This window comes from Kitasatospora sp. CB02891, from assembly GCF_002803145.1.
GTDB lineage: Bacteria > Actinomycetota > Actinomycetes > Streptomycetales > Streptomycetaceae > Kitasatospora > Kitasatospora griseola.
This window is the reverse complement of record NZ_NNBO01000005.1, coordinates 1-23,610: the sequence shown is the minus strand read 5'-3', so window position 1 is coordinate 23,610 and position 23,610 is coordinate 1. Positions and strand designations below refer to the sequence as shown.

The following is a 23,610-nucleotide window of genomic DNA, read 5'->3' as shown; positions in this document are numbered from 1 at the left end:
TCAGGCGATCGCGTGGTCGAAGTCGGCCGGGCTGCGGTGCTCCTGACCGATCATCATGATCAGCAGCGGCAGTTCCTCGCCGTCCACGAGGCCCAGGTGCTCGGTGTAGGAGACGGAGTCGAAGCCGAGGGCCACTCCGCAGGCCAGCCCGGCCGCCGGGGCGACCGTGTACAGCGCCTGCGAGGTCGCGCCGACGGCGGCGTTCACCAGGCGCAGGCCGCGGTCGCCGACGGCGTCCAGCACGGCCGGGGTGGGGGCGCTGACCAGGATCAGCGCACCGGCCTGCTCCAGGTTGTAGTTGTCCAGGAAGTAGTTCCGCTGCAGGAACCCGCCCTGCGGTCCCGCCTCGACCGGTGTCAGCGTGCGCTCGCCCGGCTGGTACGCGTACGCGCCGGCCGGCACGCCCGCGACATGGTTGACGAACACGTGCAGCCGCGTCAACGGGCCGTTCACCGGCCCTTCCTGACAATTGATCAGCTTTCCGGCCGAGGCGGCGGCGGCGAGCGCGGTGGACAGCTGCTCGGCGGACATCGGCGGGTTGCCGGTGAACCGTCCGAAGCTGCTGCGCCGGGCCCGCAGCGCCTCGCGGACGCCGAGCGCGGCCTCCCGCGGTGCGGGCAGCCGGATCGGCTCGCCGACCGGCCCGGCCGGCGCGGACGCCGCCCGGAGCCGCGCCCAGGCCTCGTCCAGCGCCGCGTCCAGCACCCCTTCGGCGGGCCGCTCGGCCGCGCCGTCGAGGGTGGCCCGGTGGATCCGCCGGACGGTCTCGAACTCGATGACGGTCCGCGACCGTTCCTGCTCGGCGGCCCGGACGACGGCCCCGGTCGGCTCGGCCGACAGCGGGTCGGCGCCCGCGCCGGCCCAGCGCAGCGGGACGACGGCGAACACGCCCTCCTCCTCGGCGCGCAGGCCGAGCAGCCGGCCGATCCGCTCCTCGTCGAACCAGAGCGCGGCGTCCAGCCGCAGGCCCTGCGCACCGGCCCAGATCCGCCAGGTCTCCAGCAGCGCGCCCAGGTCCATGGTGACCACGTGGTAGGCGAAGCTGTTGTACTTGAAGGCGTTCTGCCAGAACTTGACGGTCAGCACCAGGAACTGGTCGCACTCCTCGGAGCGGCCGCCGAGCGCGGCCCGCACGTCGGGCGTGACGTCGCCGGTCAGCAGCCGCCGCATCGAGTGGTGCGGGGTGGAGTAGTGGTGCACGCCGGGGGTCAGCGGCCCGCTCGGCCCGCTGACCCAGTGGATGCCGATCGGGTAGAGGCCGCCGCCGGAGGCGGTGCCGCGGGAGAAGTTGGCGTGCGGGTAGCGGGGCAGCGTGCCGAGGTCCGAGTTGGCCTGCACGCCGAGCCGACGGCCCGTCAGGCCGTAGGAGTCGCGCAGCATGCCGCCGAGCAGCGGCAGCGTGAAGCCCCCCTCGCCGCGCGGCCCGAACAGACCGCGCCCGACGGCGGCGGCGGGGCCGGGCGGGCAGTCCGGCAGCGGGAAGTGCGGTGCGGCGGGGAAGTACTTGTCCTTGCGCGGGCGGTCGGCCCAGTCGGGCACGAAGTCGGCGGGCTCCATCGGGACCCGGCCCCGCCACAGCACCGCGGACGCGTACGCGCGGGCGTAGCCCATGATCGTTCCTCTCTCGTGCGCCTGCCACCCCCGCTGTCGGGGGGAGCAGGCCGGGCGGGGCTCAGGGGAAGGGGTGCGGTGCGGGGTTGAGCTGGTCGGCCCGCAGGTCGTGCGGGCGCAGTCCGGCTTCGCGGGGCGCGGTCCGCAGCCGGGGCATGGTCAGGGCTCGCTGGCGCTGCCAGCCGAAGTCGATCGGCAGCAGCCCCGGCACCAGCACGGAGGCGGTGTGCAGGCCGGACGCGCGCTGCTCGGGCATCGTCTGGTCGACCACCACCACGTCGAACCCGGCCGCGGCGACCGCGTCGACGCACCGCCGCAGGTCCGTGCGGAGGTCCTCGGACGGGGCGATCGAGCCGTCCGCGAGCCTGCCGACGGGCACCGGCCCGGGCCCGTCCCGACGCTTCAGCAGGAAGTCGGCGTACTGCGCCATTTCGGGCAGCCCGTACACCAGCGGGTGGTCGTGCAGCACCCGCACCCGGTCGAAGTCCTCGGCCATCGCCCGCAGTCGGCGCTCCTCACGGGCCGTGCGGCTGCGCAGGTTGACGGCGTCGGTGGCGATCTCGCACAGGCCGGCCCAGAGCGCGGCCTCCGGGTCGAGGCTCGCGCCCGCGCCGAAGCAGAGCCGGCCGGGGCCGCCGTCGAGACGTTCGGCGACGGCGGTCACCACCGGGACGGGGAAGGTGATCCGGGTGTCGAAGAACCGGGCGCGGTAGCCGTACATCTCCAGCCGGTCGACCATCGCCCTGGTCTGCGGGCGGCTGCTGCTGCGGCCGTCGAGTTCGGGCAGCGCCAGCTGTCCGTACCAGGCGATCAGGAACGCGTCCCGTTCGACGGCCTCCATCAGGCCGTAGTAGATCGCCTCCTCCAGGCTGCCGCCGGACGCGCAGCCGTTGGAACTCTCCTGGACGAAGCGGTGGGTGAGCCCGCCGGGCGCGTGGTAGTACGCCAGGATCTCCGGGACCAGCAGCGGCCGTTCGTCGCGCAGCGACCAGCCCCACACCCACGGGATCGGGGTGCTCGGCGAGAACGGGCGGACGCCGGTGGCCCGGTGGAACTCCTCGGTGTACAGGCCGCAGACCCGGGGGTCGAGCGCCTGCTCGCCGAGCTCGTCCAGGGCGGCGACCACGGTGGTGCGCTTGCCGCGCGCCCGCATCCCGGCGAACCGCTCCAGCCCTTCCAGCAGGCCGACCTCGGTGCTGGCCCGGTAGCTGGCCGTGTGGCCGCCCCAGAAGCACTCCCGCAGGTAGTCGCCGGAGCGCATGGTGAAGCAGCCGACCGTGGACGAGGTGGAGGCGGACACCAGGTCCGGCACCACCGACGGCCCGAGCATCCCCGCCACCGGGTTGACGAACGCCGGCAGGGACAGCCCGTACTCCTCCACCGGCCGCAGCCGGAAGTCGTCCACCGCCCGCTTGGGACGGCTCGCCAGCTCGATCCGGGCCGCCTCCGCGCTGTCCTCGACGCGGTGCTCGCAGCGCGGGCACTCGGCGTCCGTGAGCAACGGGAAACCGCTTACCCGCAGCGTCTCCAGGTCCAGCAGGTGCACCACCGGAAGCCCCTCGCGCACCCGCGGACCGCCCTCGGCGCGGGCCGCCAGCAGCGCGGCCAGCGCGTCGGTCAGGAACGGCACCGCGAACGGCGGACGACCCGCCGCCCGGGTGCCGGACCCGAGCTCCAGCGCGTCGCGCAGCTGCCCGGAGCGCACCGCCTGCCAACGCCGCGCCAGGCAGCGCGGGCACGGCGAGGCCTTCCCGCCCACGACCGGCGGGCTGTCCGGCCCGACGGTGGCGTGGTGCCCGTAGAGGTGCACCGGCACCGGCCGTCCGCCCCGTCGCTCCGGCTCCTCACCCACCGTCAGCTCGTCCCGCGCGCCGAGCAGCGACAGCTCCGCCGGCCCGACCCCACGGTCCGTCAACTCGGCCGCCAGCGCCGCGAAGAACTCGTCCCAAGGGCCGGCGTACGCCACCCCCACCGGAGCGGCGGCGGTGCCGGGCGGACGGTCCAGGACGTCCTCAGACATCCGAAGTCCCGTCCGTGAGCAGCACCTTGACCACCTCGATCCGCCCGGCCCGCAGGTCGGCCGGGCCGCACGGGGCGAGCAGGACGTCCCGGCCGGCGGCGCGCAGCCGCTCCAGCGTCTGCGGCCACTCCAGGTACCCGCCGAGCTCCGCCTCGGCCGCTCCGGCGGACGTCAGCACGGCCGGGTCCAGCTCGCCGATCAGCGGGTCGCCGGCGTCGCTGCCGCCCTGCGCCCCGGCGGCCGGGTCGCGGTCCAGCTGCACCGCGGTGAGCAGGTCGCGGACGGCCTCCAATACGGCGTCGCGCAGGCCGAGGCCGCTGCCGAGCGTCCAGCGGTGCCGGCCGGTGGTCTCGTCCGCGGCCCGGGCCAGCACCACCGGCAGCGGCTCGTCGGCGCCGCCGAGGCGCAGCAGTTCCAGCGCCAGGCCGTGGTTCTGCGCCGAGCGGCCCAGGAAGGTGAGCTGTGCATCCCGCCCGAGGATCTCCAACGGCAGCTCCCGCACGTCCAGTCGACCGCGCAGGGCGCGGCGCAGCGCGTCGTAGCCGAGGGCGGTGCGCAGGCCGCGCGCGGTGGCTTCGGCGATCGTGCCGCCGGCGCCGGTGCCGGCGGAGGTGGCTTCGAAGGCGCGGTCGCGGTTGTGCGGGCCGAAGGTGCGCAGCGCCGCGACGGGGACGAGGGTCCGCTCGCCGCTCTGCAGCGAGGCGGCGGGGCTCCAGCCGCGGACGGTGCCGGCCGGGACGCCACTGGCGGTGCTCAGCAACTCCGGCCGCACGCGCGGGAGTTCGGTGCTTTCGGCGGCCGTCACGGGTGGCACGGCGTGCTCGACGTAGACCTCCGCGGCCCGGTACAGGGCGCGCAACCGGGCTCCCGCGACGTGGTGGACGTCGCCGGCGGAGACGGTGCGGTGCACGCCGGGGGCGAGGTCCAGGGTGACGGTGCCGGCCTTCAGCGGGGTCTGCCGCCAGTCGTCGTCGGCGTACCGGGCGAACACGCCGGCGTGCGGGCCCACCAGGACGGCGCGGGCGTCGAGTTCGGCGAGCGCGGCCTCGGACGCGCCGTCCTCGGTGGAGAAGTCCTCCTCGCGTCCGGCCCCGGCGAGGTCGAGGCCGTCGAGGTCGAGGGTCACCAGGTCGGTGCCGTCGTGGGTGGTGCAGCGGGCGCAGCGCGGGTGCGGGTGCAGCGGCTCGGCGACCACGTCGAGGGAGTCGAGGTCCTGGAGCAGCAGGCGGCCGTCGGTCTCGGCGGGCAGGGCGCCGGTGGTGATCCGGAAGACCTCGTAGCCGAGCAGGTTGCCGAGCATCGCGGCGAGCGGGCCGTGCGGGCGGCGGCTGCCGGTGCTCAGCGGGGCGAGCGGGGCGAGGCCGCTCCACAGTTCGGCGGCGTCGCCGGCCCGGGCGCCGGCGCCGAGGCGCAGTGCGGCGCACATCCAGCAGCCGGTGCGGTCGGCGGACATCAGCGGGCCGATGACGGCGCTGCCGCCGATGGTCCACGCGGGCAGCAGCAGGCGGCCGTCGGGGGGGCCGGCCTCCAGCAGGCGGACGACCTGCCGGGCGCCGTCCGGTCCGGTCACCAGCACCACGTCGTAGCCGTCGAGTTCGGCCCATCCGCGGTCGGTTCCGCCGGCGGCGAGGGTGGCGACGGTGGCGGGGCAGCCGGCCTTGGCGAGGGCGGCGGTCTCGGTCTCGATCTCGGCGAAGCCGGCGAGTTCGGTCAGCTCGGGGAGCACGCCGACGGTCGCGCAGCCGTTGCGGACCAGGCTGAGGACGGCCCAGCGGGCGAGTTCGTCGGTGCCGAGGACGGCGACCCTGGTCTCCCGGAAGCGGTGGAAGCGCTCCTCGGCGTCGCCCACGTAGTGGTCGACGTACTCGATCTGCGGGCCGAACCGGGCGACGGCCTCGGGGGTGAGCGGCGAGGGGCCGTCGGGGGCGGGGCCGGCGTCGCGGGCGAAGCCGCGGGTGTAGAGGGTGCGCACCAGCTCGGCGAACATGGTGCGGTGGTGCTCGCCGAAGCCCTGGCTGATCTCGGCGACGGTGTGACGGCCGTTCAGGTGCGGCACGATCAGCGAGGCGAAGCGGTAGGCGTCCTTGGCGGTGACGCCGAACCCGCCGTGGGCGTTGTGGAACAGCACCCCCTCGGGGGTCTGGGTGTACAGCACGTCGCGCCGGATCCGTGGACGGCTGTCGGCGATCTCCTCGAACGGGGGCATGTCCCTCACACCTCAGTGGTACGCGAACGGAGCGGCTCGGGGCCGCACGGACGGAAGCGGTCAGGCGCAGGATGCGGGCGGCGCCGGGTCCTGCTCCCCCGGGGCGCGGGCCCAACTGCCCGCCGCGGCACGGGTGAAGGCCCGCAGCAGCTCGTGCACGTGGTAGTGGCCCCCGGGGCCTTCGGCCAGCAGCCCGGCCTGCACCAGACCGGCCAGGACGACGTCTCCGCTGGTGGAGTCGGCCGTCCCGCCCGGCGCGCCGGTCGGTTCGGCATCGGGCCGGACGGCGGCGGCGGCTGCCCGGCGGGTCAGCTCCCGGACGGCCGGCGCGGCGTCGGGCGTCAGCGATTCGCCGCGCAGCACGGCGAGTTCGAGGCGTCGCAGGGCGGGGCCCGGTTCGACGCCGAGTTCGTCGCTCAGGTGGTCGCGGACCCGCCGGTACTCGGCGAGTGCGTCGGCGCGTCGGCCGGTGCGGTGCAGGGCCTCGATCAGCTGCTCCCAGAACCGCTCGTGGGCGGGGTGCGACCGGGCCAACGACCACAGTTCGGCGAGTACTTCGCGACATCGCCCGAGGGCGAGCTCGATGTCGTAGGCCCGCTCGACGGTCCGCAGCCACTCCTCGGAGAGCCGCGGCACCTCCTCGCGGTGCAGCACGTCGGAGTGCACGTTGCCCAGCACCGGCGGCTGCCAGAGCGCCAACGCGGCGCGCAGCAGGGCGAGTTCGGCCGCCGGTTCGGCGGCCCTGTCGGCCCGGGCGAGCAGGTCGCGGAACTCCAGCAGGTCGAGGGTGCGGGTGTCGACGGTCATCCGGTAACCGCCGGGCAGCGCCTCGATGGTGCTGCCGGAGATGCCGTACTTGGCGAACAGCCGCCGCAGCCGCAGCACGCACGAGTGCAGGGCCGCCTTGGCGGTCGCCGGGATCTCCTCGCCCCAGATCGCCCGCTGCAGCGACTCCACCGGCACGACCGCGTTCGGCCTGGTCAGCAGCGCCGCCAACAGCGAGGCGGGCTTGGAGGGTTGGAGGACCGCCGTCTCTCGGCGGTCGGCGATCGCCAGCAGGCCGAGGACGGTGAATCTGGCGCCGCCGCCGGCTCCGGCTTCCGCTGCCATGCTCACCCCGCTCCCCTTCCGACGCTCTCGATCCGACGATCCCGACCACCGCAGGGCATGCCGAAGACACCCCTGCCGACGAACGATCGACATCGCACCACGCCGCCCCCGGGCAGCATGGTCCGTACCTGTCCTGCGCATTCGCCCGAGCTGCTACCGCCCAGTACGACAAGGCCAGACCGTATGAGCTGACGTTGAGTCACGTCAATGGTCGCGAACGGCATTTCAGCGAATTTCTGCAAACACTTGCATGACGCGCGGGAGGCCGACTCCAACCGCACGCACGCCGGTAAAGGCCAAGGCCACAGCGCTTCGCGGCCCACCAGTACGCATACTGACCGTTTGCCTGGGCGTCACCTCCCCCCCACCGCACTGGCCATCGGCACGCCTGCCCGAAGGACGGCAAGCGTAAGCAATGCGGAAGCAGTGGAAGCATCAACTCCAGCGAAAATTAATGACACTCACAGCAATGGCCGGCCCCCACCGCGGCGGCGCGGCACTCGTCCGATTCGGCATCCGGCATCGTCCTTCCGCACAGGGGGCAACGGGCACGACCACCGGCCGCCACGACCCCGCGCACGGCCGAGCCGCCCGCTTGATCGATCCACGCCCACCGGTGACCATCCATGATTGCGCACCGTCAACAACTGCGCCAGACTCGTGCGCCCTCGATCGAGTCCACCGCCGCTCGGCCGCGCGCCCGACACGCTCACCGGAAGCGCCCGGCCTGACGCGGCGTCAATTCCCGTAACTCACAGCTACGGTCGGCGCCATGGCCGCCGCCCTTCGTCGACTGCCGCGGCGGCAGCCGCGCTGCTCGCCCTGCCGCCGACCGCCGCCGCGCCCTCCCGCTACCGGTGTCCGTCTCCGCGGCCGCCTCGGCGGGCGTCTCGGCGGGCGTTCACCTCCAACTCCCGCGCCCGGCGGGTCCGTACGCGGTCGGCCGGGAGATCCTGCACCTGCTCGACCGGGCGGACCCGACCCGCAGGGTGCCGTCCGCCGGGCCGCTCCGGCCGATGGTGTCGATGTACCACCCGGCCGAACGGGGCGGCCCCGCACCTGACGCGGCCGCCCGACTCCTGCTGGACGCCACGCCGCCCGAGGTCGGCGTCCCCACCGAGGCGCTCGCGGACGCCCGGCCCTGGGCCAGGACCGGCGCGCAGCCGCCGCAGCGCCGGCTCCCGCTGCTCGTGCTCTCCCCCGGCTTCACCATGCCGTGCGCCGAACCGACCGGCCTGGCCGAGGACTTGACCAGCCGAGGCTATGTCGTCGCGCTGATCGACCACAGGCGAGAACACCGGCACCACCTTCCCCGACGGCCGGACCCTGCTCTGCGTCCTGTGCGACGCGCTGACGCCCGACTCGGACCGGGCGGGCATCGTCGCGAACCGCGCCAAGGACGCCCCCTTCGTCGTCGGCCGACTCACCACCCGCCCCGCCGCGCCCACCAGGTCGACCGTGACCGCATCGGCATGGCCGGGCACCCCAGCGGCGGCGGCGCGACCGTCGCGCCCTGCTGTCCGCAGCCCGGAACCGGGACGGGGTCGACCTGGACGGCAGCCCGGACCCTCAGGTGCCCGTCACCGGGCTCAAGGACAAGCCGTTCCTGATGATCGGCAGCGCGGCGGACAGCCAGGAGGACCCCGGCTGGAAGGCCGGCCGGCCCCGCGTCGACGGCTGGAAGCGCCGGCTCACCGTCGCCGGCTCCGACCACAGCACCTTCACCGACCACGCGCCGCTCTTCGAGCAGCTCGGCCTCCCCCGCGGCCCGGCGCCACCATCGACGCCGCCGCGACCTCCACTTGAAGGGCGTCCCCCGGCCGATCCTCGACGGCCCGCCTCCTGACCGTCACCGCCACCGCGAGACCGCCGCCCCTTCCCGCCCGGCGACCGCCCATCCTCGCCGGGAACAACAACTCACCATCGTTCAAGGCAAGTTGATCGAGGCCGCGCCGCGGTTGTGCGCCGGGTACATGACACGTCAGCGCCGTCGCGCGCCCTGGTGCGACGCGCCCCGGTCGGCCAGGCTTCTCGGGGGCTCCCCTGCATCCCAACCCCCACAGCCCCCACGGCGTCCGACGGGCAGATCCCCGGTCGGTGCGCCGAGCAGAGAGGTGGAGTCACATGGCAGTCCCCCACGGACGGGCCGGATCGCCGGGCCGTCTTCGACGGCTGCGGCACCGTGCGACGGTCGTCTCGGCGGCCGGCGCGCTCGGCGCACTCACCGTGCTCGTGCCGGTGTCGTCGGCGCACGCGGCCCCGGAGACCACCGCGCACCGACTGGTCTACATCGCCAACTCGCGTGCGAACTCGGTCACGGCCTACGACCCGTCGACGGCGTCGCCGGTCGCGACCATCCCGGTCGGCGCCTACCCGCAGGCGGTCGCGGTCTCCCCGGACGGCTCCCAGGCGTACGTCGTCAACAACGGCAGCAGCACCATCTCCGTGATCGACACCGCCAGCGGCACCGTCGCCTCGACGATCGCGGTCGGCCGACTGCCCGGACCGGTGACCTTCTCCCCGGACGGGACCCGCGCCTACGTCGGGCACTACGTCAGCGCGCGGATGGGCGGCGTCGACGTCATCGACACCGCCACCCGGACGGTCACCACCACCGTGACGGTCGGCAGCCAGCCGTTCGGCATCGCCGTGGCCCCCGACGGGGCCCACGCGTACGTCGCGAACCTCATCGGCGGTTCCGTCTCGGTGATCGACACGGCCACCAACTCCCTGAGCGAGACGATCACCGACAGCCGGATCTGGATGCCGACCGCCGTGGCGGTCTCCCCCGACGGCAGCCGCGTCTACAGCGCGAACTACGGCACCAACACCGTCTCGGTGATCGAGACCGCCACCAACGCCGTCACCGGCGTCATCCCCGTCGGGACCGGCCCCGGGAGCGTGTCGATCGCCCCGGACGGCGCGCACGCCTATGTGACGAACCAGTACGACAACACGGTCTCGGTGATCGACACGGCGACCTCCACCGTCACCGGCACCGTCCCGGTCGGCGGCACCCCCGTCGGCGTGCTGGCCGACCCGGCCGGCGGCGTCGCGTACGTGGCCAACAGCCACGACGGCACCCTGTCGGTGATCGACACCGCCACCGACTCGGTCACCCGCACGGTCGCCACCGGGAGCAGCCCGTACAGCCTGGCCGTCGCCCCCGTCGCGCCCACGGTGACCGGGGTGCGCTCCGGCCACGGGCCCGATGCGGGCGGCAACACCGTCACGATCGTCGGCGCCCACCTGGCCGGCGCCCGGGCCGTCCTGTTCGGCGCTACGCCGGCCACCGGGGTCACCGTCGTCAACGACGGCACCCTCAGGGCGACCGTTCCCGCGGGCGCCGGCGGCACCGTCGACGTCAGGGTGACCACCCCGGCCGGCACCAGCGCCGCCTCCGTCGCCGGCCGGTACACCTACGCGTACCCGTTCAGCGGCTTCCGGCCGCCGGTCGCCAACTCGCCCGCCGTCAACCGGATGCACGCCGGGCGGGCGGTCCCGATGAAGTTCGCCCTGGGCGGCGACTTCGGCCCGAACGTCATCGCCCGCGACTACCCGGTCGCGCAGCACGTCGACTGCACCACCGGCGCGCCGCTCGACCCGCCCGTGCCCACCACCGCCGGGGACGGCGCGCTGTCGTACGACCTGGCCGACGGCGGCTACCACTACGTCTGGAAGACCGACCGGGCCTACGCCGGCACCTGCCAGGTGTTCACCCTCGGCCTGAACGACGGCACCCTGCACACCGCCCTGTTCCAGTTCAGCTGACACGAAGACGCCCGCCCCGGGACGGAGAGCGCCCGGGGGCGGGCGTCGCTCGTGCCACCGGGTGGATCCCTAGGGGGCGCGGCCGGCACGCCGTCGCCTTCTCCGTGGGTTCCCCTACATCTCCGACCGGACGTCAACTCCCGTACCGCCGCCTACCGTTCGAGGCATGACTCGACTTCGTCGCACTGCCTCGGCGGTGCTGCTGCTCGCGCTGCCGCTGTCCGTCGCCGCCACCGCCGTGCCCGCGTGGGCCGCCCCGGCGCCGGCCGCCGCCACCGTCCGGGCGAGCGTCCAGCTCGAACTCCCGCGCCCGACCGGGCCGTTCGCGGTCGGCCGGGAGATCGTCCACCTGGTCGACCGGAACCGGACCGACCCGTGGGTGCCCTCCGCCGGGCCGCGTCAGCTGATGGTCTCGATGTACTACCCGGCCAAGCCGGGCACGGACGGCCCGGCGCCGTACATGACGCCCGAGGCCGCGCGCCTCCTGCTGGACGGGAAGCTGCCGGGCAACACCGTCCCCACCGAGGTGGTCTCGGGCGCCCGGACCTGGTCCAGGACCGGCGCGGCCCCGCAGCACGGCCGCTTCCCGCTGGTCGTCCTGTCCCCCGGCTTCACCATGCCGCGCACCGAACTGACCGCCCTCGCCGAGGACTTGACCAGCCACGGCTACGTCGTCGCGCTGGTCGACCACACCTACGAGAACTACGGGACGACCTTCCCCGACGGGCACACCACCACCTGCGTGATGTGCGGCAAGTTCCTGACCAGGGAGGACTGGGCCGGTCTGGACGCCAGCCGGGCGAAGGACGTCTCCTTCGTCCTCGACCGGCTCACCGACCGCCCGCACCCGGCCTGGCGCTACGCCCACCTGATCGACCGCAGCCGGATCGGCATGGCCGGGCACTCGGTCGGCGGCGCCGCCACCGTGCCGACCATGCTGACCGACGACCGGGTCCGGGCCGGGGTGAACCTGGACGGCAGCATGGACTTCGGCGTGCCCGCGACGGGCCTGAAGGGCAAGCCGCTGCTGATGCTCGGCCACCCGCCGGAGGACGGTCAGGAGGACACCAGTTGGACGGACGGCTGGGCGGCCCTCGACGGCTGGAAGCGCTGGCTGACCGTCACCGGCTCCGACCACGGCACCTTCACCGACATCCCAGTGCTCGCCGAGCAGCTCGGCCTCCCGCACCCGCCCACCACCACGATCACCCCCGAACGCGGCGTCCAGCTGACCCGTCAGTACGTCACCGCGTTCTTCGACCTCCAGCTGAAGGGCATTCCCCGGCCGGTCCTCGACGGCCCGACCCCGCAGAACCCCGAGATCACCTTCCACCCGTAACCGCCCCTGCCGCCGAGGGGTCGCCGACCGCACCGTCCGGCGATCCCTTAGGGGCGACGGCCCACCGCCCCGCGCCGCCTCAGTGGAATCCCTTACATCTCTGACGGGACGTCAACTTCCGTGCGTGCGGCCTACGGTACGAGCCATGATCCGAATTCCGCGCACCGCCGCGGCAGCGGCACTGCTGCTCGCCCTGCCGCTGTCCGCCGTCGCCACCGCCGCCCCCGCACTGGCCGCCCCCGCGCCGGCCGCCGCGTCCGGCGCCCCGGCGGACGTCCACGTCGAACTCCCGCGCCCGACCGGGCCGTTCGCGGTCGGCCGGGAGATCGTCCACCTGGTCGACCAGAACCGGACCGACCCGTGGGTGCCCTCCGCCGGGCCGCGTCAGCTGATGGTCTCGATGTACTACCCGGCCAAGCCGGGCACGGGCAGTCCGGCGCCCTACATGACGCCCGAGGCCGCACGGCTCATGCTCGATCTGAAGCTGCCGGGCAACACCGTCCCCACCGAGGCGGTCTCGGGCGCCCGGACCTGGTCCAGGACCGACGCAGCCCCGCAGCACGGCCGCTTCCCGCTGATCGTGCTCTCCCCCGGCTTCACCATGCCCCGCAGTGAACTGACCAGCCTGGCCGAGGACTTGACCAGCCGCGGGTACGTCGTCGCGCTGGTCGACCACACCTACGAGAACGCCGGCACGACCTTCCCCGACGGGCACACCACCACCTGTGCCGCCTGCGACATCCCGCCCAGTGAGCAGCAGCGGGTGGCCCTGAACGAGAGCCGGGCGAAGGACGTCTCCTTCGTCCTCGACCGGCTCACCGACCGCCCGCACCCGGCCTGGCGCTACGCCCACCTGATCGACCGCAGCCGGATCGGCATGGCCGGGCACTCCCTGGGCGGCGCGGCGGCCGTCCCGACCATGCTGGCCGACCCGCGGGTGCGGGCCGGCGCGAACCTGGACGGCACCATGAACGTCCCCGTCCCCGCCGGCGGGCTCGGCGGCCGGCCGTTCCTGATGATCGGCCACCCGCCGGCCCCCGGCCAGGAGGACCCCACCTGGACGGAGACCTGGGCACACCTCGACGGCTGGAAGCGCTGGCTCACCGTCGCCGGCTCCAACCACGGCACGTTCACCGACAACCCGGTGTTCTTCGAGACGCTCGGCATGCCCCAGCCGCCCGGCACCACCGTCGCGGCGGCCCGCGGCGTCGAGCTGACCCGCCAGTACGTCGCGGCGTTCTTCGACCTCCAACTGAAGGGCGTCTCCCGGCCGATCCTCGACGGCCCGACCCCGCAGAACCCGGAGATCACCTTCCACCCGTAACCCGTGCTGCCACCGAGGCCGCCGGCTCCCCGCCGGCGGCCTCGCGCGTGCTCGGGCCGCCCCTCGCCGCCCCTGGTTCGATGGCACACCGTCAGTGCGCCGGACGGGTCCTGAAGGGCTTCGGAAGGCCGATGCCCGGTTGGCGGGCCGCTCGACCGGAAAGCTACGTTGAGTATCCGGCCGACCGCATCATGTGATCAGCGCTGCCTGCACCCGAGGAGCCCGAGCGTGACCACCACCTCCGCCCGCCCCAGCACCGTCCCCGCCATCGAGCAGCTGCCGCAGCCGATGCTGCGCACGAGCACCGACATCCAGGGCAACATCCTGGCGGCGTTCAACAAGGACTTCATGGACTTCCGGTACCTGCACTTCCCGAACGCCGCAAAGGGCCGTGGCTGGCTCTCCGCGATCCTCAACACCGTCGCGACGACCAGCGAGACCGAGGACTTCAACGAGCAGTTCTCGGTGGCCCGCCGGGCCTTCGGCCGCGACCCCGGCATCACCGTCGTCCGCTGCGGGGTCTCGCTCACCTTCGAGGGTCTGACGACCGTCGCCAAGAACCCCGCCCAGGTCCGGTCGGACCTGGAGAAGCCGTTCCCGTCGTTCGTCGCGGGCGCCGCCGCCCGGGCCGCCGACCTCGGGGACACCGGCGACAGCGACCCCAAGCAGTGGCTGTTCGGCGCCGGGACCGGCGACCAGGTGGTGCACGCGGTCCTGATCGTCGCCGCGGACACCGACGAACTGCTGCAGGAGAAGCTGAAGAACCTCGACGCGGTCGAGGCCGCCAACCAGGTCGTCCGCGTCCACGTGGACGAGGGCCGCACCCTGACGGGCGCGCTGAAGGGCCACGAGCACTTCGGCTACAAGGACGGCATCTCCCAGCCCGGCGTGAAGGACTTCCACCAGGAGAACCCGGACCAGCCCGGCTTCCGCGACGTCCACCCCGGCACCGAAATGATCGAGGCCGGCGAGTTCGTCTTCGGCCACAAGAGCGAGGCGGGCGACCGGACGGCCCCGCAGTGGATGGCGAACGGCTCGCTCCAGGTGGTGCGCCGGCTGCGCCAGGACGTCGCGGGCTGGAACGCGGCCGTAGTGGAAGGCGCCACGAAGTTCACCGGGACGATGGACCCGACCCGCCTCGGCGGCTGCCTGGTCGGCCGGTTCAAGGACGGCACGCCGCTCGCCCCGCCGAACGGCACCGTGACCGGTGTCGGCAGCGACCGCAACGACTTCGACTACAGCAACGACCCGGCGGGCGAGCACACCCCGTGGGTCGCGCACATCCGCCGCACCCACCCGCGGGTCTTCGCCGGCATCGGCGACGGCCACCCGAAGAGCCACCGGCTGATGCGCCGGGGCATCCCGTACGGCGTGCAGTTCCCGGGCGGCGCGGACGACGGCGTGGACCGCGGGCTGATGTTCGTCTGTTACGGCACCTCGCTGGAGGAGCAGTTCGAGCTGGTCCAGCGGTTCTGGGCCAACAGCGACACGTTCCCGCCCGGACAGTCGAACGGCCCCACGCCCGCCCCGAACGGCTTCGACAAGGTCGTCGGCCTCGCCGGCGAGGCCTCGATCGGGCTCGCGGACGGCACCCACGGCACCGTCGACATGCCGCGCTTCGTCCGCACCACGGGCGCGCTCTACGCCTTCACCCCCTCGGTCAGCACGCTGCGGCTGCTGGCCGGGGGCCAGGACCTCCCCAACACGCCCGTCGGCTCCTGACCGACCCGCCCACCGAGGAGGCACCCATGAAGACCCCGGACACCGGCAGCGCCCGGCACGTCTCCCAACAGCTGGCGCGCGAGCTGCTGCTGATCGGCCCGGACGACGAGGACCTGAAGCTGCGGTACCTCGACGTCCTGGTCAAGGACGGCATCCCGCCGAACGGCGCCCGCAAGGACGTGCTGATCATCGGCGCGGGCATCGCGGGCCTGGTCGCCGGCAAACTGCTCAAGGACGCCGGACACAACGTCACCATCCTGGAGGCCAACGCCAGCCGGGTGGGCGGCCGGATCAAGACCTTCCACGCCGACGACGGCGCGGGCGAGGGCGACGGCCCGTTCCACGACCCGAAGCAGTACGCGGAGGCCGGGGCGATGCGGCTGCCCAGCTTCCACCCGCTCACCCTCGCCCTGGTCGACAGCCTCGGCCTGAAGCGGCGGCTGTTCTTCAACGTCGACATCGACCCCGACACCGGCAACCAGAACGCGCCCGTCCCGCCGGTGGTCTACGAGTCCTTCGACGGCACGGTCTGGAAGTACGGCGCCGACAGCCCCGAGTTCCGCGAACCGGTCAAGCGCAACAACTCCTGGATCCGCACCAACCGGATCCAGACCCGCCGCAAGGAGTACGCCGACGACCCGACCGGCATCAACGAGGGCTTCCACCTCACCGGCGAGGAGGCGCGGATCACCACCGCCACGATGATCAGCCAGGCGCTGGACCCGGTCCGCGACTACTACTCGGACCTCAAGGACGGCCAGCGCGTGAACAAGCCGTTCGCCGAGTGGCTGGACGGCTGGGCCCGGGTGATCCACGACTTCGACGGCTTCTCGATGGGCCGCTTCCTGCGCGAGTACGCCGGCTTCAGCGACGAGGCCGTCGAGGCGATCGGCACCATCGAGAACATGACCTCCCGGCTGCACCTGGCCTTCTTCCACTCCTTCCTGGGCCGCAGCGACATCAACCCGAACGCCACCTACTGGGAGATCGAGGGCGGCACCCGGATGCTGCCCGAGACCCTCGCCGAGCAGCTCCAGGACGAGCTCCGGATGGGCCGGCGGATGATCCGCATGGAGTACTGGGACCCGCGCCGGGACGGCCAGGGAGCCCGGGACGTCGGCCCGGTCGGGGCTCAGGTCGCCGTCCACACCGTCCCCGAGGACCAGCCGGATGCCGAACCCACCGTCTGGAAGGGCGACTTGGCGATCGTCACGGTGCCGTTCTCCGCGCTGACCTTCGTCCAGGTGACGCCGCCGTTCTCCTACAAGAAGCGCCGGGCGATCATCGAGACCCACTACGACCAGGCCACCAAGGTGCTGCTGGAGTTCTCCCGCCGCTGGTGGGAGTTCACCGAGGCGGGCTGGCAGGCCGAACTCGACTCCATCGCACCGGGCCTGTACGAGTACTACCAGCGGGCGGGCGAGGACGACGCCGAGGCGGCCGTGGCGGCCGCCCACAACGGCCACCGGCCGCCGCGCGACCTGCCGGAGACGCTGCTCGGCGCCCACCGCAGCGTGGACGAACGCCGGATCAGCGAAGGCCAGTTGGAGGTCTACCGGCACACCCCGCTGCTGCGGGCGAGCGTCCGCCCCGCCACCGACTGCTTCGGCGGCGGCTCCACCACCGACAACCCGAACCGCTTCATGTACTACCCCTCCCACCCGGTGCCCGACGGCGACGGCGGCGGCGTGGTGCTCGCCAGCTACAGCTGGTCGGACGACGCGGCGCGCTGGGACTCCATGGAGGACGACGAGCGGTACGTGTACGCGCTGCGCAACCTCCAGTCGGTGCACGGCCGTCGGATCGAGGTGTTCTACACCGGCTACGGGAAGACCCAGAGCTGGCTGCGCGACCCGTACGCCTTCGGTGAGGCCGCGGTGTACACCCCGCACCAGATGACCAGCTTCCACCTCGACGCGGTCAAGTCGGAAGGCCCGGTGCACTTCGCCGGCGAGCACGTCTCGCTCAAGCACGCCTGGATCGAGGGCGCGGTGGAGACCGCCGTCCGGGCGGCCCTCGCCGTGCACGGGGCGGCCGCCCCGCCGGCCGCGACGAAACGACAGCTCCGGCCCGAAGCCCAGCTCCACCAGGAGAACCAGCAGGAGGCACTGCACCGATGAGCAGCAACACCGAATGGACCGTGGGCCGCTACCTGGCCACCAGGCTCGAACAGCTGGGCATCCGCTACCTGTTCGGCGTGCCGGGCGACCTGCTCGGCCCGTTCCTGACGATCATGCAGGAAACCACCTCGGTGCGCTGGGTCGGCACCCCCACCGAGATGGGCGCCGGCTACGCCGCGGACGGCTACGCCCGGGTACGGCTCGCCGACGCCGCCCCCGACCAGCCCGAACAGGGCGTCGCGGCCGTCGCGGTGACGTACGGGGTGGGCGCGTTCAGCCTGCTCAACACCATCGGCGGCGCGTACGTCGAGGACGTGCCGCTGATCGCGATCAACGGCGCGCCGTCCTACGAGCAGTGGCTCAACTTCCAGGCGGTGGGCCTGCTCACCACGCACATGAGCCCGCGCCGGGAGGCCAACCTGGAGGTCTACCGGCAGGTCACGGTGGACGCGCAGGTGCTCTCCAACCCCGGCCTGGCGCCCTCGCAGATCGACAGCGCCATCACCGCCTGCCTGACCGAGCGCAAGCCCGTCTACCTGGAGATCATGGATGACCTCTGGCACGCGCCCTGCGAACCGCCGCAGGGTCAACTGCGCGCGCACGAGCGGCCGTTCACCAAGCGCAACCAGGACATCCTGACGAAGGCCGTCGCAGCGGCGGTGGAGCTGATCACGAAGTTCAGGACGCCGATCGTCTGGGCCGGCGAGGAACTGATGCACCAGCGGCTGGAGGACGAGCTGCTGGAGTTCGTCGAGGCCACGAAGATGCAGTTCTGCACCACGGTCGGCGCGAAGTCCGTGGTCTCCGAGCGGCACCCGCTGTTCGCCGGCGTCTACAACGGCAAGGCGAGCCTCCCGGAGATCCGCGACACCTTCAAGAACGCGGGCTGCCGGATCGGCCTGGGAACGTGGTCCACCTCCAAGAACCTCAACGGCGAGCAGTCCATCGGCGACGACTGGATCGTGGCGGCCCGCGGCGGCGTCAGCGTCGGCGCCATGTACTTCCCCGATGTCCAACTCCGGTTCTTCGTGCCTGCGTTGAAGACCGCCCTGGCGGGGAGGACGTTCCCCGACGACCACTTCGCGCTGGCCCACAAGGCGGGCCTGGACGTCCCCGCCACCACCGCCGAGTTCCTGCGCTCGCTGAGCGCCAAGCACCACAAGAAGACCGAGCTGACCTACGACGGCTTCTTCGAACGCATGAATTACTTCCTGGAGAACGAGGCCACCGGCGGCGACCCCGAGGCCCCCGCCCCGTTCACCGTGGTCTCCGACGCGGGGTTCGCGCTGCTCGGCTCGATGAACCTGCGGATGAACGAGCGGGCCGGCTTCCTGGCCCAGAACAGCTGGCTGTCCATCGGCTACTCCGTCGGCGCGGCCACCGGCGTCGCCCTCGGCCGGCAGCAGCCGCTCAAGCGCCCGATGGTCTTCGTCGGCGACGGCTCGTTCCAGGAGATCTGCCAGGAACTGTCCACCCAGGTCCGGAACCACCTGCGGCCGGTGGTCTTCGTCCTCGACAACGAGGGCTTCTACGGCATCGAGCAGATGCTGGTCAGCCCCTGCTACTACCAGGGCAAGCCGTCCGACGGCGCCGACTTCTACAACGTGCTGCACCCGTGGCACTACGAGAAGCTGGCGCAGGTCTTCGGAAGCGAGAAGGACCAGATGCACGGCTTCAAGCTCAGCACCTACGCCGAACTCGACGCCCTCCTCACCGACCTCGCCGACCCCACCAACCAGCTCAACCACGCCCCGATCCTGGCCCGCGTCCGCCTCAGCCGACACGACTACCCGAGGGCCCTCCAGTACAAGATCGACGACAACTGCCCGCCCCCGCCGTCCTCGTAGCCTCCCGCAACGACGCAACCGGCCCCCGTCCTCGACGGGGGCCGGCCGCGTTCCGCGCTAGCAGTTGGGGATGGTCGCTCCGTTGTTGTCCTTGGCCGTGTCGTTGCCCCACCGCGACAGGTAGAACGCCGACACCCACTGACCCTTCGGGCCGACGTCCGGGTCGGTCTTCAACCACCAGTGGTTGAAGCTGCCGCCGCTCGACACCTCACGGCCCCACACCTTGCAGTACACGTAGTTGGTGCCCTGGTACAGCGTCCCCGTGGGGCCGCCACTGGTCGAGGTCGCGGAGGCGTACACCGGCACGTCGGCGAAGGTGTCCACCCAGTACTTGCCGGTCGGGGCCGGGGTGCCGCCGCCGCCCGCGCAGTCCGGGACGACGGTGCCGTTGTTGTCCTTGGCCACGTCGTTGCCCCACCCGGACAGGTAGAACGCCGACACCCACTGGCTGCTCGGGCCGACGTCCGGGTCGGTCTTCAACCACCAGTGGTTGAAGCTGCCGCCGCTCGACACCTCGCGCCCCCACGCCTTGCAGTACACGTAGTTGGTGCCCTGGTACAGCGTCCCCGTGCTGCTGGTGGAGGTCGGGGAGCCGAACACCGGCGCGTTGGCGAAGGTGTTCACCCAGTACTGCCCGCCACCCGCCGGCGGCGGGTTCGGCGCCGGGGTGGTGTTGCCCGAGCCGTACAGCCGGATGGCACCGTAGTAGTCGCCGTGCGAGGACAGCGCCGCCACCTGGACGTACCCGCCGGAGTACGGGGCCTCGACGATCCAGCCCTGCCCCAGGTACATCGCCACGTGGTGGATGGTGGAGGCCGTGTTCCCGAAGTACACCAGGTCGCCGGGAAGCAGCGGCGCCGTCCCGTCCGCCCGGTAGTACCGGGCCACCGCCCGGGACGTCGGCCACTGCGTCCGCGTGGTGCCGTTGATGACGTCCGCACCGACCGCCAGCGAGTAGGCGTAGCGGACCATCCCGGAGCAGTCCAGGCCGCGGACGTTGCAGTCGTTGGGCGCGCCGTTGGAGGAGTCGCAGATCCCGTACGTCGGCCCCGGCTGCGAACCGTGGCCGCCGCCCCAGGAGTACGGAGTCCCGATCAGCCCGCAGGCGGATCGCACGGCGGCGGTCGCCTGCGATGCCGCACCGGTGGACAGCACCCCACAAGCGGGCGCAGCCTGCGCCGCCCCGGCCCCGGCGAAGAACACTCCGACCGACACCAGCAACGACAGCAGAGCCGCCCACCGGAGCGGGGCGACCAGCCACCGCGACAGAAGGTTTACGCGCGTAGTCATAGCCGCGGATCCTTCCGGCGGCCTGACATTGCATCAATGGGGATTTCACACAGGGGAATTGACTGCGCATTGGCGGTTGACCACATTGTGCAAACCCGATAAGGACACAGGCGTCTTGTCAATGTTATCAACGATCTGCCAACATGCGTGCCAAAAGCGGAAACTGACGTATCGTCACACAACGGAGGAAGATCGGCGAAGGCTTCACCGCAGGCCAGCCGCCTGGAGCCGGCCCGAGCCGACCGGAGTTGGCCGGACAACTCTTCACCCGGGCTTCGCGAGGAGTTCCGTCGGGCGTTCTTGAATCCGCGGCATCGGGCCTGCCATCCTGACGCGCGCCATTCGCCAAGCCCTCCCACCCTCAGGAGAGTGCCTCCATGCGGAACCCCTCCGCGCACCGACGGCTGCACCTGTTGCTGCTCGCCGTCATCGCCCTGCTCGTGCCGCTGCTACCGACCCCGGCCGCCGCCGCGGGCAGCTCGATCGGCATGGCCGCCACCAGCTACGTCCAGGGCCGGACTTCGGCCGTGCCGGTGACGTACAGCACCGGTCAGCCCTCCGCCACCAACTGGGTGGGCATCTACCCCACCGACCCCGCGAAGGGCCCCGGCAGCGGGACGGCCTCGCTGGCCTGGGCGTACGCGCCGAACAGCAGCGGAACGGTCACCCTGGCCGCGGGCTCCCTGCAGCCCGGCAGCTACCTCACGTACCTGCTCGCCAACGACGGCTACGCCCCGCTGGCCGCACCGGTGCTGTTCACCGTGACCTCCTCGACCGTCCTCGACACGCAGAGCAGCATGCTGTGCGTCGGCCAGACCTCCTACGCCCAGGGCCAGGCGGTGGTCGCCTCCTACGGCACCGGCCGGGTCTCCGCGACCAACTGGATCGGCGTCTACCCCGACAACGGCCAGCAGCCGGGCGGGAGTCCGGCACTCGCCTGGGCCTACGCGCCGAACGGGACCGGCTCGGTGTCCCTCGCCACCGACGCGCTCGCCCCGGGCGCCTACCTGGCCGACTACCTCTACAGCGGCGGCTACACCGCACTCGCCCGCCCCGCCCGCTTCTCCGTCACCGCGCCCGGGACCACGGGCAGCGCCAACCTGATCGTCAACGGGGACGCCGAGTGCGCCGACGCCTCCGTCAGCGGCTACGACGGCGTGACGCTCCCGGGCTGGCAGGCCGTCGGCGTCCCGACCGCCGTGGCCTACGGCGCGCCGAACGGCTTCCCGTCGACCGGCACCCCCGGGCCGGGCAACCGCGGCAACGCTTTCTTCTCCGGCGGCCCGGTCGGCAGCTCCACGCTCTCGCAGACCGCCGACGTGTCGGCGGCGGCCGACCGGATCGACGCCGGCGGGGTGACGTACAACCTCTCGGGCTGGCTGGGCGGTTACGCCGTGGAGAACTCCACCGCCACCCTCACCGCCACGTTCCGGGGCAGCTCCGGCGCGTCCCTCGGCACCACCCGGATCGGGCCGGTCAGCGCCACCGACCGCGGCCTGGCCACCGCCCTGCTCCAGCGCACCGCCACCGGCGCGCTGCCCGTCGGCACCCGCAGCATCGCCGTCGTGCTGCAGCTGACCCGCGAGTCGAGCCGCACCGGCACCGCGTACAACGACGCCTACGCCGACAACCTGTCGCTGACCATCTCGGCCGCCGTCCCCGCCCCCGCCCTGCCGGCCCCGGTCGCGTCCCAAGTGCCGTCGCTGGACCACGTGTTCTTCGTGATGCTGGAGAACAGGTCCTACGACCAGGTGATCGGCAGCTCCGCCGCGCCCTACCTGAACCAGCTGGCGAACAGCGGCGTCACGCTCACCCAGTCCTACGGCGTCGTCCACCCCAGCGACCCCAACTACCTCGCCGTGTCCGGGGGTTCCACCTTCGGCCGGACCGACAACCCCTACCCGGCGCTGACCGGCGCGCTCACCTCGCCGCACCTCGGCAACCTGGTCGAGCAGGCCGGCCGGTCCTGGCGCGGCTACGTCGAGGACATGAAGTCGCCCTGCAACCTGAGCTCCAGCGGCAACTACGACGCGGACAACATCCCGTTCGTCTACTTCAAGGACGTCACCGGAGACGCGGCCCGCTGCCAGGACAAGCTGCAGCCGATCACCCGGCTCTGGTCCGACCTCCAATCCACCGCCACCACCCCTGACTTCGTCTGGTTCGAACCCAACAGCTGCAACACCATGCACAACTGCGACGTCGCCACCGGCGACACCTGGATGCGGACCAACCTCCCGAAGCTGTTCGCCTCCCCCGCCTGGACGCAGCAGCGTTCCGTGCTCGTCATCACCTTCGACGAGGACGACAACAACCACGGCCAGCGCATCCCCACCATCGTCACGAGCTCGCCCGGCCTCACCAAGCCCGGCTACCGCTCCCCCGCCCCGTACAACCACTACAGCGTCCTGCGCACCGTCGAACAGGGCCTGGGCCTCCCCGGCCGCCTGACCCAGAACGACCAGTTCGCCACCCCGCTCAACGACATCTGGAACTGACGCAGCACCCCGGCCGCGATCAGCGGCCGGGCACGTCCAGCACCTCCGCCGTCCCCCCGGCCGCGACTCCGCCCGGGGGGACGACCGCCAGGGCGCCGACGAGGGCCAGGCCGCGGAGCATGTCCGGGCCCTCGAACGGGAGGGCAGGGCGGTGCCCGCCGTGAGCGTCACCGGGCGGAGGCGGGTGTCGTACGGGTGGCCGAAGCGGACGGCCCCGGAGTCGACCGGCAGGCGGGCGTCCGCCTCGGTGAGCGCGCGGTGCAGGAAGTCCGCCGGCCCGACGGCGGTGCCGCGGACAGACCCACCGCGCCAACCTCTGGCAAGCAGACCCTGGTGCCAGCACTGACCGCCCTCGGCTTCGCCCTCCCGCCACTCGCCCCGTTCTCGGCACCACCTCAAGGAGCAGGACGGTGTCTTCCCGGTCGCCCTCGCCCAGCTGAGCGCCGAGGAGCGGGAAGCCGTCGGGGCAGCACACGCCCGGGTCGGCCCGGCCCGTTTCATCCCCGCAGGTCGGAGCCCCACATCTCCGGATTCCCCCGGGAACGCGAAAAAGCCCCCCGCCATAAAGGCGAGGGGCTTTCCCTGAAAAATTGTTCGGCGGCGTCCTACTCTCCCACAGGGTCCCCCCTGCAGTACCATCGGCGCTGTGAGGCTTAGCTTCCGGGTTCGGAATGTAACCGGGCGTTTCCCTCACGCTATGACCACCGAAACACTATGAAACTGTCGAACCGGAACCCGTTGGTGAACGGGGT

13 protein-coding genes and 1 rRNA gene are annotated in these 23,610 nt (G+C 72.6%); 8 read left to right on the top strand and 6 right to left on the bottom strand.

Annotation, left to right across the window (positions count from 1 at the left end; genetic code table 11):
• The 4 genes from CG736_RS13300 to CG736_RS13285 all read right to left on the bottom strand — a co-directional run bounded on the left by CG736_RS13300 (position 1) and on the right by CG736_RS13285 (position 6,947).
• On the bottom strand, positions 1-1,611 hold the full coding sequence (locus CG736_RS13300) for a nitroreductase family protein (protein WP_100586423.1): 1,611 nt from the start codon (positions 1,609-1,611) through the stop codon (positions 1-3).
• 61 nt (positions 1,612-1,672) lie between these two features.
• Positions 1,673-3,631 carry a TOMM precursor leader peptide-binding protein gene (locus CG736_RS13295; RefSeq protein ID WP_100586422.1) on the bottom strand — a complete coding sequence of 653 codons (1,959 nt, stop codon included), beginning with the start codon at positions 3,629-3,631 and terminating at the stop codon, positions 1,673-1,675.
• Entirely contained in the window at positions 3,624-5,837 is a 2,214-nt protein-coding gene (locus CG736_RS13290) for a TOMM precursor leader peptide-binding protein (RefSeq protein ID WP_100586421.1), read from the bottom strand. The genes CG736_RS13295 and CG736_RS13290 overlap by 8 nt, the downstream gene beginning before the upstream one ends.
• Before the next feature lie 60 nt (positions 5,838-5,897).
• On the bottom strand, positions 5,898-6,947 hold the full coding sequence (locus CG736_RS13285; protein WP_100586420.1) for an AfsR/SARP family transcriptional regulator: 1,050 nt from the start codon (positions 6,945-6,947) through the stop codon (positions 5,898-5,900).
• A gap of 1,573 nt (positions 6,948-8,520) precedes the next feature.
• On the opposite strand from CG736_RS13285, the gene CG736_RS37065 reads away from it, so the two are divergent.
• The 7 genes from CG736_RS37065 to CG736_RS13250 all read left to right on the top strand — a co-directional run bounded on the left by CG736_RS37065 (position 8,521) and on the right by CG736_RS13250 (position 19,070).
• Positions 8,521-8,793 (top strand): hypothetical protein, encoded by a 273-nt coding sequence (locus tag CG736_RS37065; RefSeq protein ID WP_198520486.1) that lies wholly within the window; start codon positions 8,521-8,523, stop codon positions 8,791-8,793.
• Positions 8,794-9,071: 278 nt separating this feature from the next.
• A complete protein-coding gene (locus CG736_RS13275; RefSeq protein WP_100586419.1) occupies positions 9,072-10,718 on the top strand; it encodes a PxKF domain-containing protein in 1,647 nt (548 codons plus the stop codon).
• Positions 10,719-10,884: 166 nt separating this feature from the next.
• On the top strand, positions 10,885-12,057 hold the full coding sequence (locus tag CG736_RS13270) for an alpha/beta hydrolase (protein ID WP_100586418.1): 1,173 nt from the start codon (positions 10,885-10,887) through the stop codon (positions 12,055-12,057).
• 145 nt (positions 12,058-12,202) lie between these two features.
• Positions 12,203-13,381: an alpha/beta hydrolase gene (locus CG736_RS13265; RefSeq protein ID WP_100586417.1), complete on the top strand. Its 1,179-nt coding sequence runs from the start codon at positions 12,203-12,205 to the stop codon at positions 13,379-13,381.
• 228 nt (positions 13,382-13,609) lie between these two features.
• Positions 13,610-15,103, top strand: a complete 1,494-nt coding sequence (locus CG736_RS13260; protein ID WP_198520485.1) for a Dyp-type peroxidase — start codon at positions 13,610-13,612, stop codon at positions 15,101-15,103.
• Positions 15,104-15,129: 26 nt separating this feature from the next.
• A complete protein-coding gene (locus tag CG736_RS13255; protein ID WP_100586416.1) occupies positions 15,130-17,223 on the top strand; it encodes an NAD(P)/FAD-dependent oxidoreductase in 2,094 nt (697 codons plus the stop codon).
• Positions 17,220-19,070, top strand: a complete 1,851-nt coding sequence (locus tag CG736_RS13250) for an alpha-keto acid decarboxylase family protein (RefSeq protein ID WP_100586415.1) — start codon at positions 17,220-17,222, stop codon at positions 19,068-19,070. The genes CG736_RS13255 and CG736_RS13250 overlap by 4 nt, the downstream gene beginning before the upstream one ends.
• A gap of 57 nt (positions 19,071-19,127) precedes the next feature.
• Here CG736_RS13250 and CG736_RS37060 read toward each other — a convergent pair whose 3' ends face one another.
• Positions 19,128-20,360 (bottom strand): C40 family peptidase, encoded by a 1,233-nt coding sequence (locus CG736_RS37060; RefSeq protein WP_198520484.1) that lies wholly within the window; start codon positions 20,358-20,360, stop codon positions 19,128-19,130.
• A gap of 377 nt (positions 20,361-20,737) precedes the next feature.
• Between CG736_RS37060 and CG736_RS38595 the strand changes: the two genes are divergently transcribed.
• Positions 20,738-22,858 carry an alkaline phosphatase family protein gene (locus CG736_RS38595; RefSeq protein WP_100586414.1) on the top strand — a complete coding sequence of 707 codons (2,121 nt, stop codon included), beginning with the start codon at positions 20,738-20,740 and terminating at the stop codon, positions 22,856-22,858.
• A 592-nt stretch (positions 22,859-23,450) separates the two neighbouring features.
• On the opposite strand, the gene rrf is transcribed toward CG736_RS38595, so the two are convergent.
• Positions 23,451-23,567 (bottom strand): 5S ribosomal RNA (rrf, locus tag CG736_RS13220).
• Positions 23,568-23,610: the final 43 nt, after the last annotated feature.

What these genes read in the sequence shown, in the direction of transcription:
- CG736_RS37060 (WP_198520484.1), bottom strand. Translation starts at nt 20,360, where the DNA reads ATGACTACGCGCGTAAACCTTCTGTCGCGGTGGCTGGTCGCCCCGCTC.
- CG736_RS13290 (WP_100586421.1), bottom strand. Translation starts at nt 5,837, where the DNA reads ATGCCCCCGTTCGAGGAGATCGCCGACAGCCGTCCACGGATCCGGCGC.
- CG736_RS13255 (WP_100586416.1), top strand. Translation starts at nt 15,130, where the DNA reads ATGAAGACCCCGGACACCGGCAGCGCCCGGCACGTCTCCCAACAGCTG.
- CG736_RS13270 (WP_100586418.1), top strand. Translation starts at nt 10,885, where the DNA reads ATGACTCGACTTCGTCGCACTGCCTCGGCGGTGCTGCTGCTCGCGCTG.
- CG736_RS13250 (WP_100586415.1), top strand. Translation starts at nt 17,220, where the DNA reads ATGAGCAGCAACACCGAATGGACCGTGGGCCGCTACCTGGCCACCAGG.
- CG736_RS13300 (WP_100586423.1), bottom strand. Translation starts at nt 1,611, where the DNA reads ATGGGCTACGCCCGCGCGTACGCGTCCGCGGTGCTGTGGCGGGGCCGG.
- CG736_RS38595 (WP_100586414.1), top strand. Translation starts at nt 20,738, where the DNA reads ATGCGGAACCCCTCCGCGCACCGACGGCTGCACCTGTTGCTGCTCGCC.
- CG736_RS13285 (WP_100586420.1), bottom strand. Translation starts at nt 6,947, where the DNA reads ATGGCAGCGGAAGCCGGAGCCGGCGGCGGCGCCAGATTCACCGTCCTC.
- CG736_RS13265 (WP_100586417.1), top strand. Translation starts at nt 12,203, where the DNA reads ATGATCCGAATTCCGCGCACCGCCGCGGCAGCGGCACTGCTGCTCGCC.
- CG736_RS13295 (WP_100586422.1), bottom strand. Translation starts at nt 3,631, where the DNA reads ATGTCTGAGGACGTCCTGGACCGTCCGCCCGGCACCGCCGCCGCTCCG.
- CG736_RS13275 (WP_100586419.1), top strand. Translation starts at nt 9,072, where the DNA reads ATGGCAGTCCCCCACGGACGGGCCGGATCGCCGGGCCGTCTTCGACGG.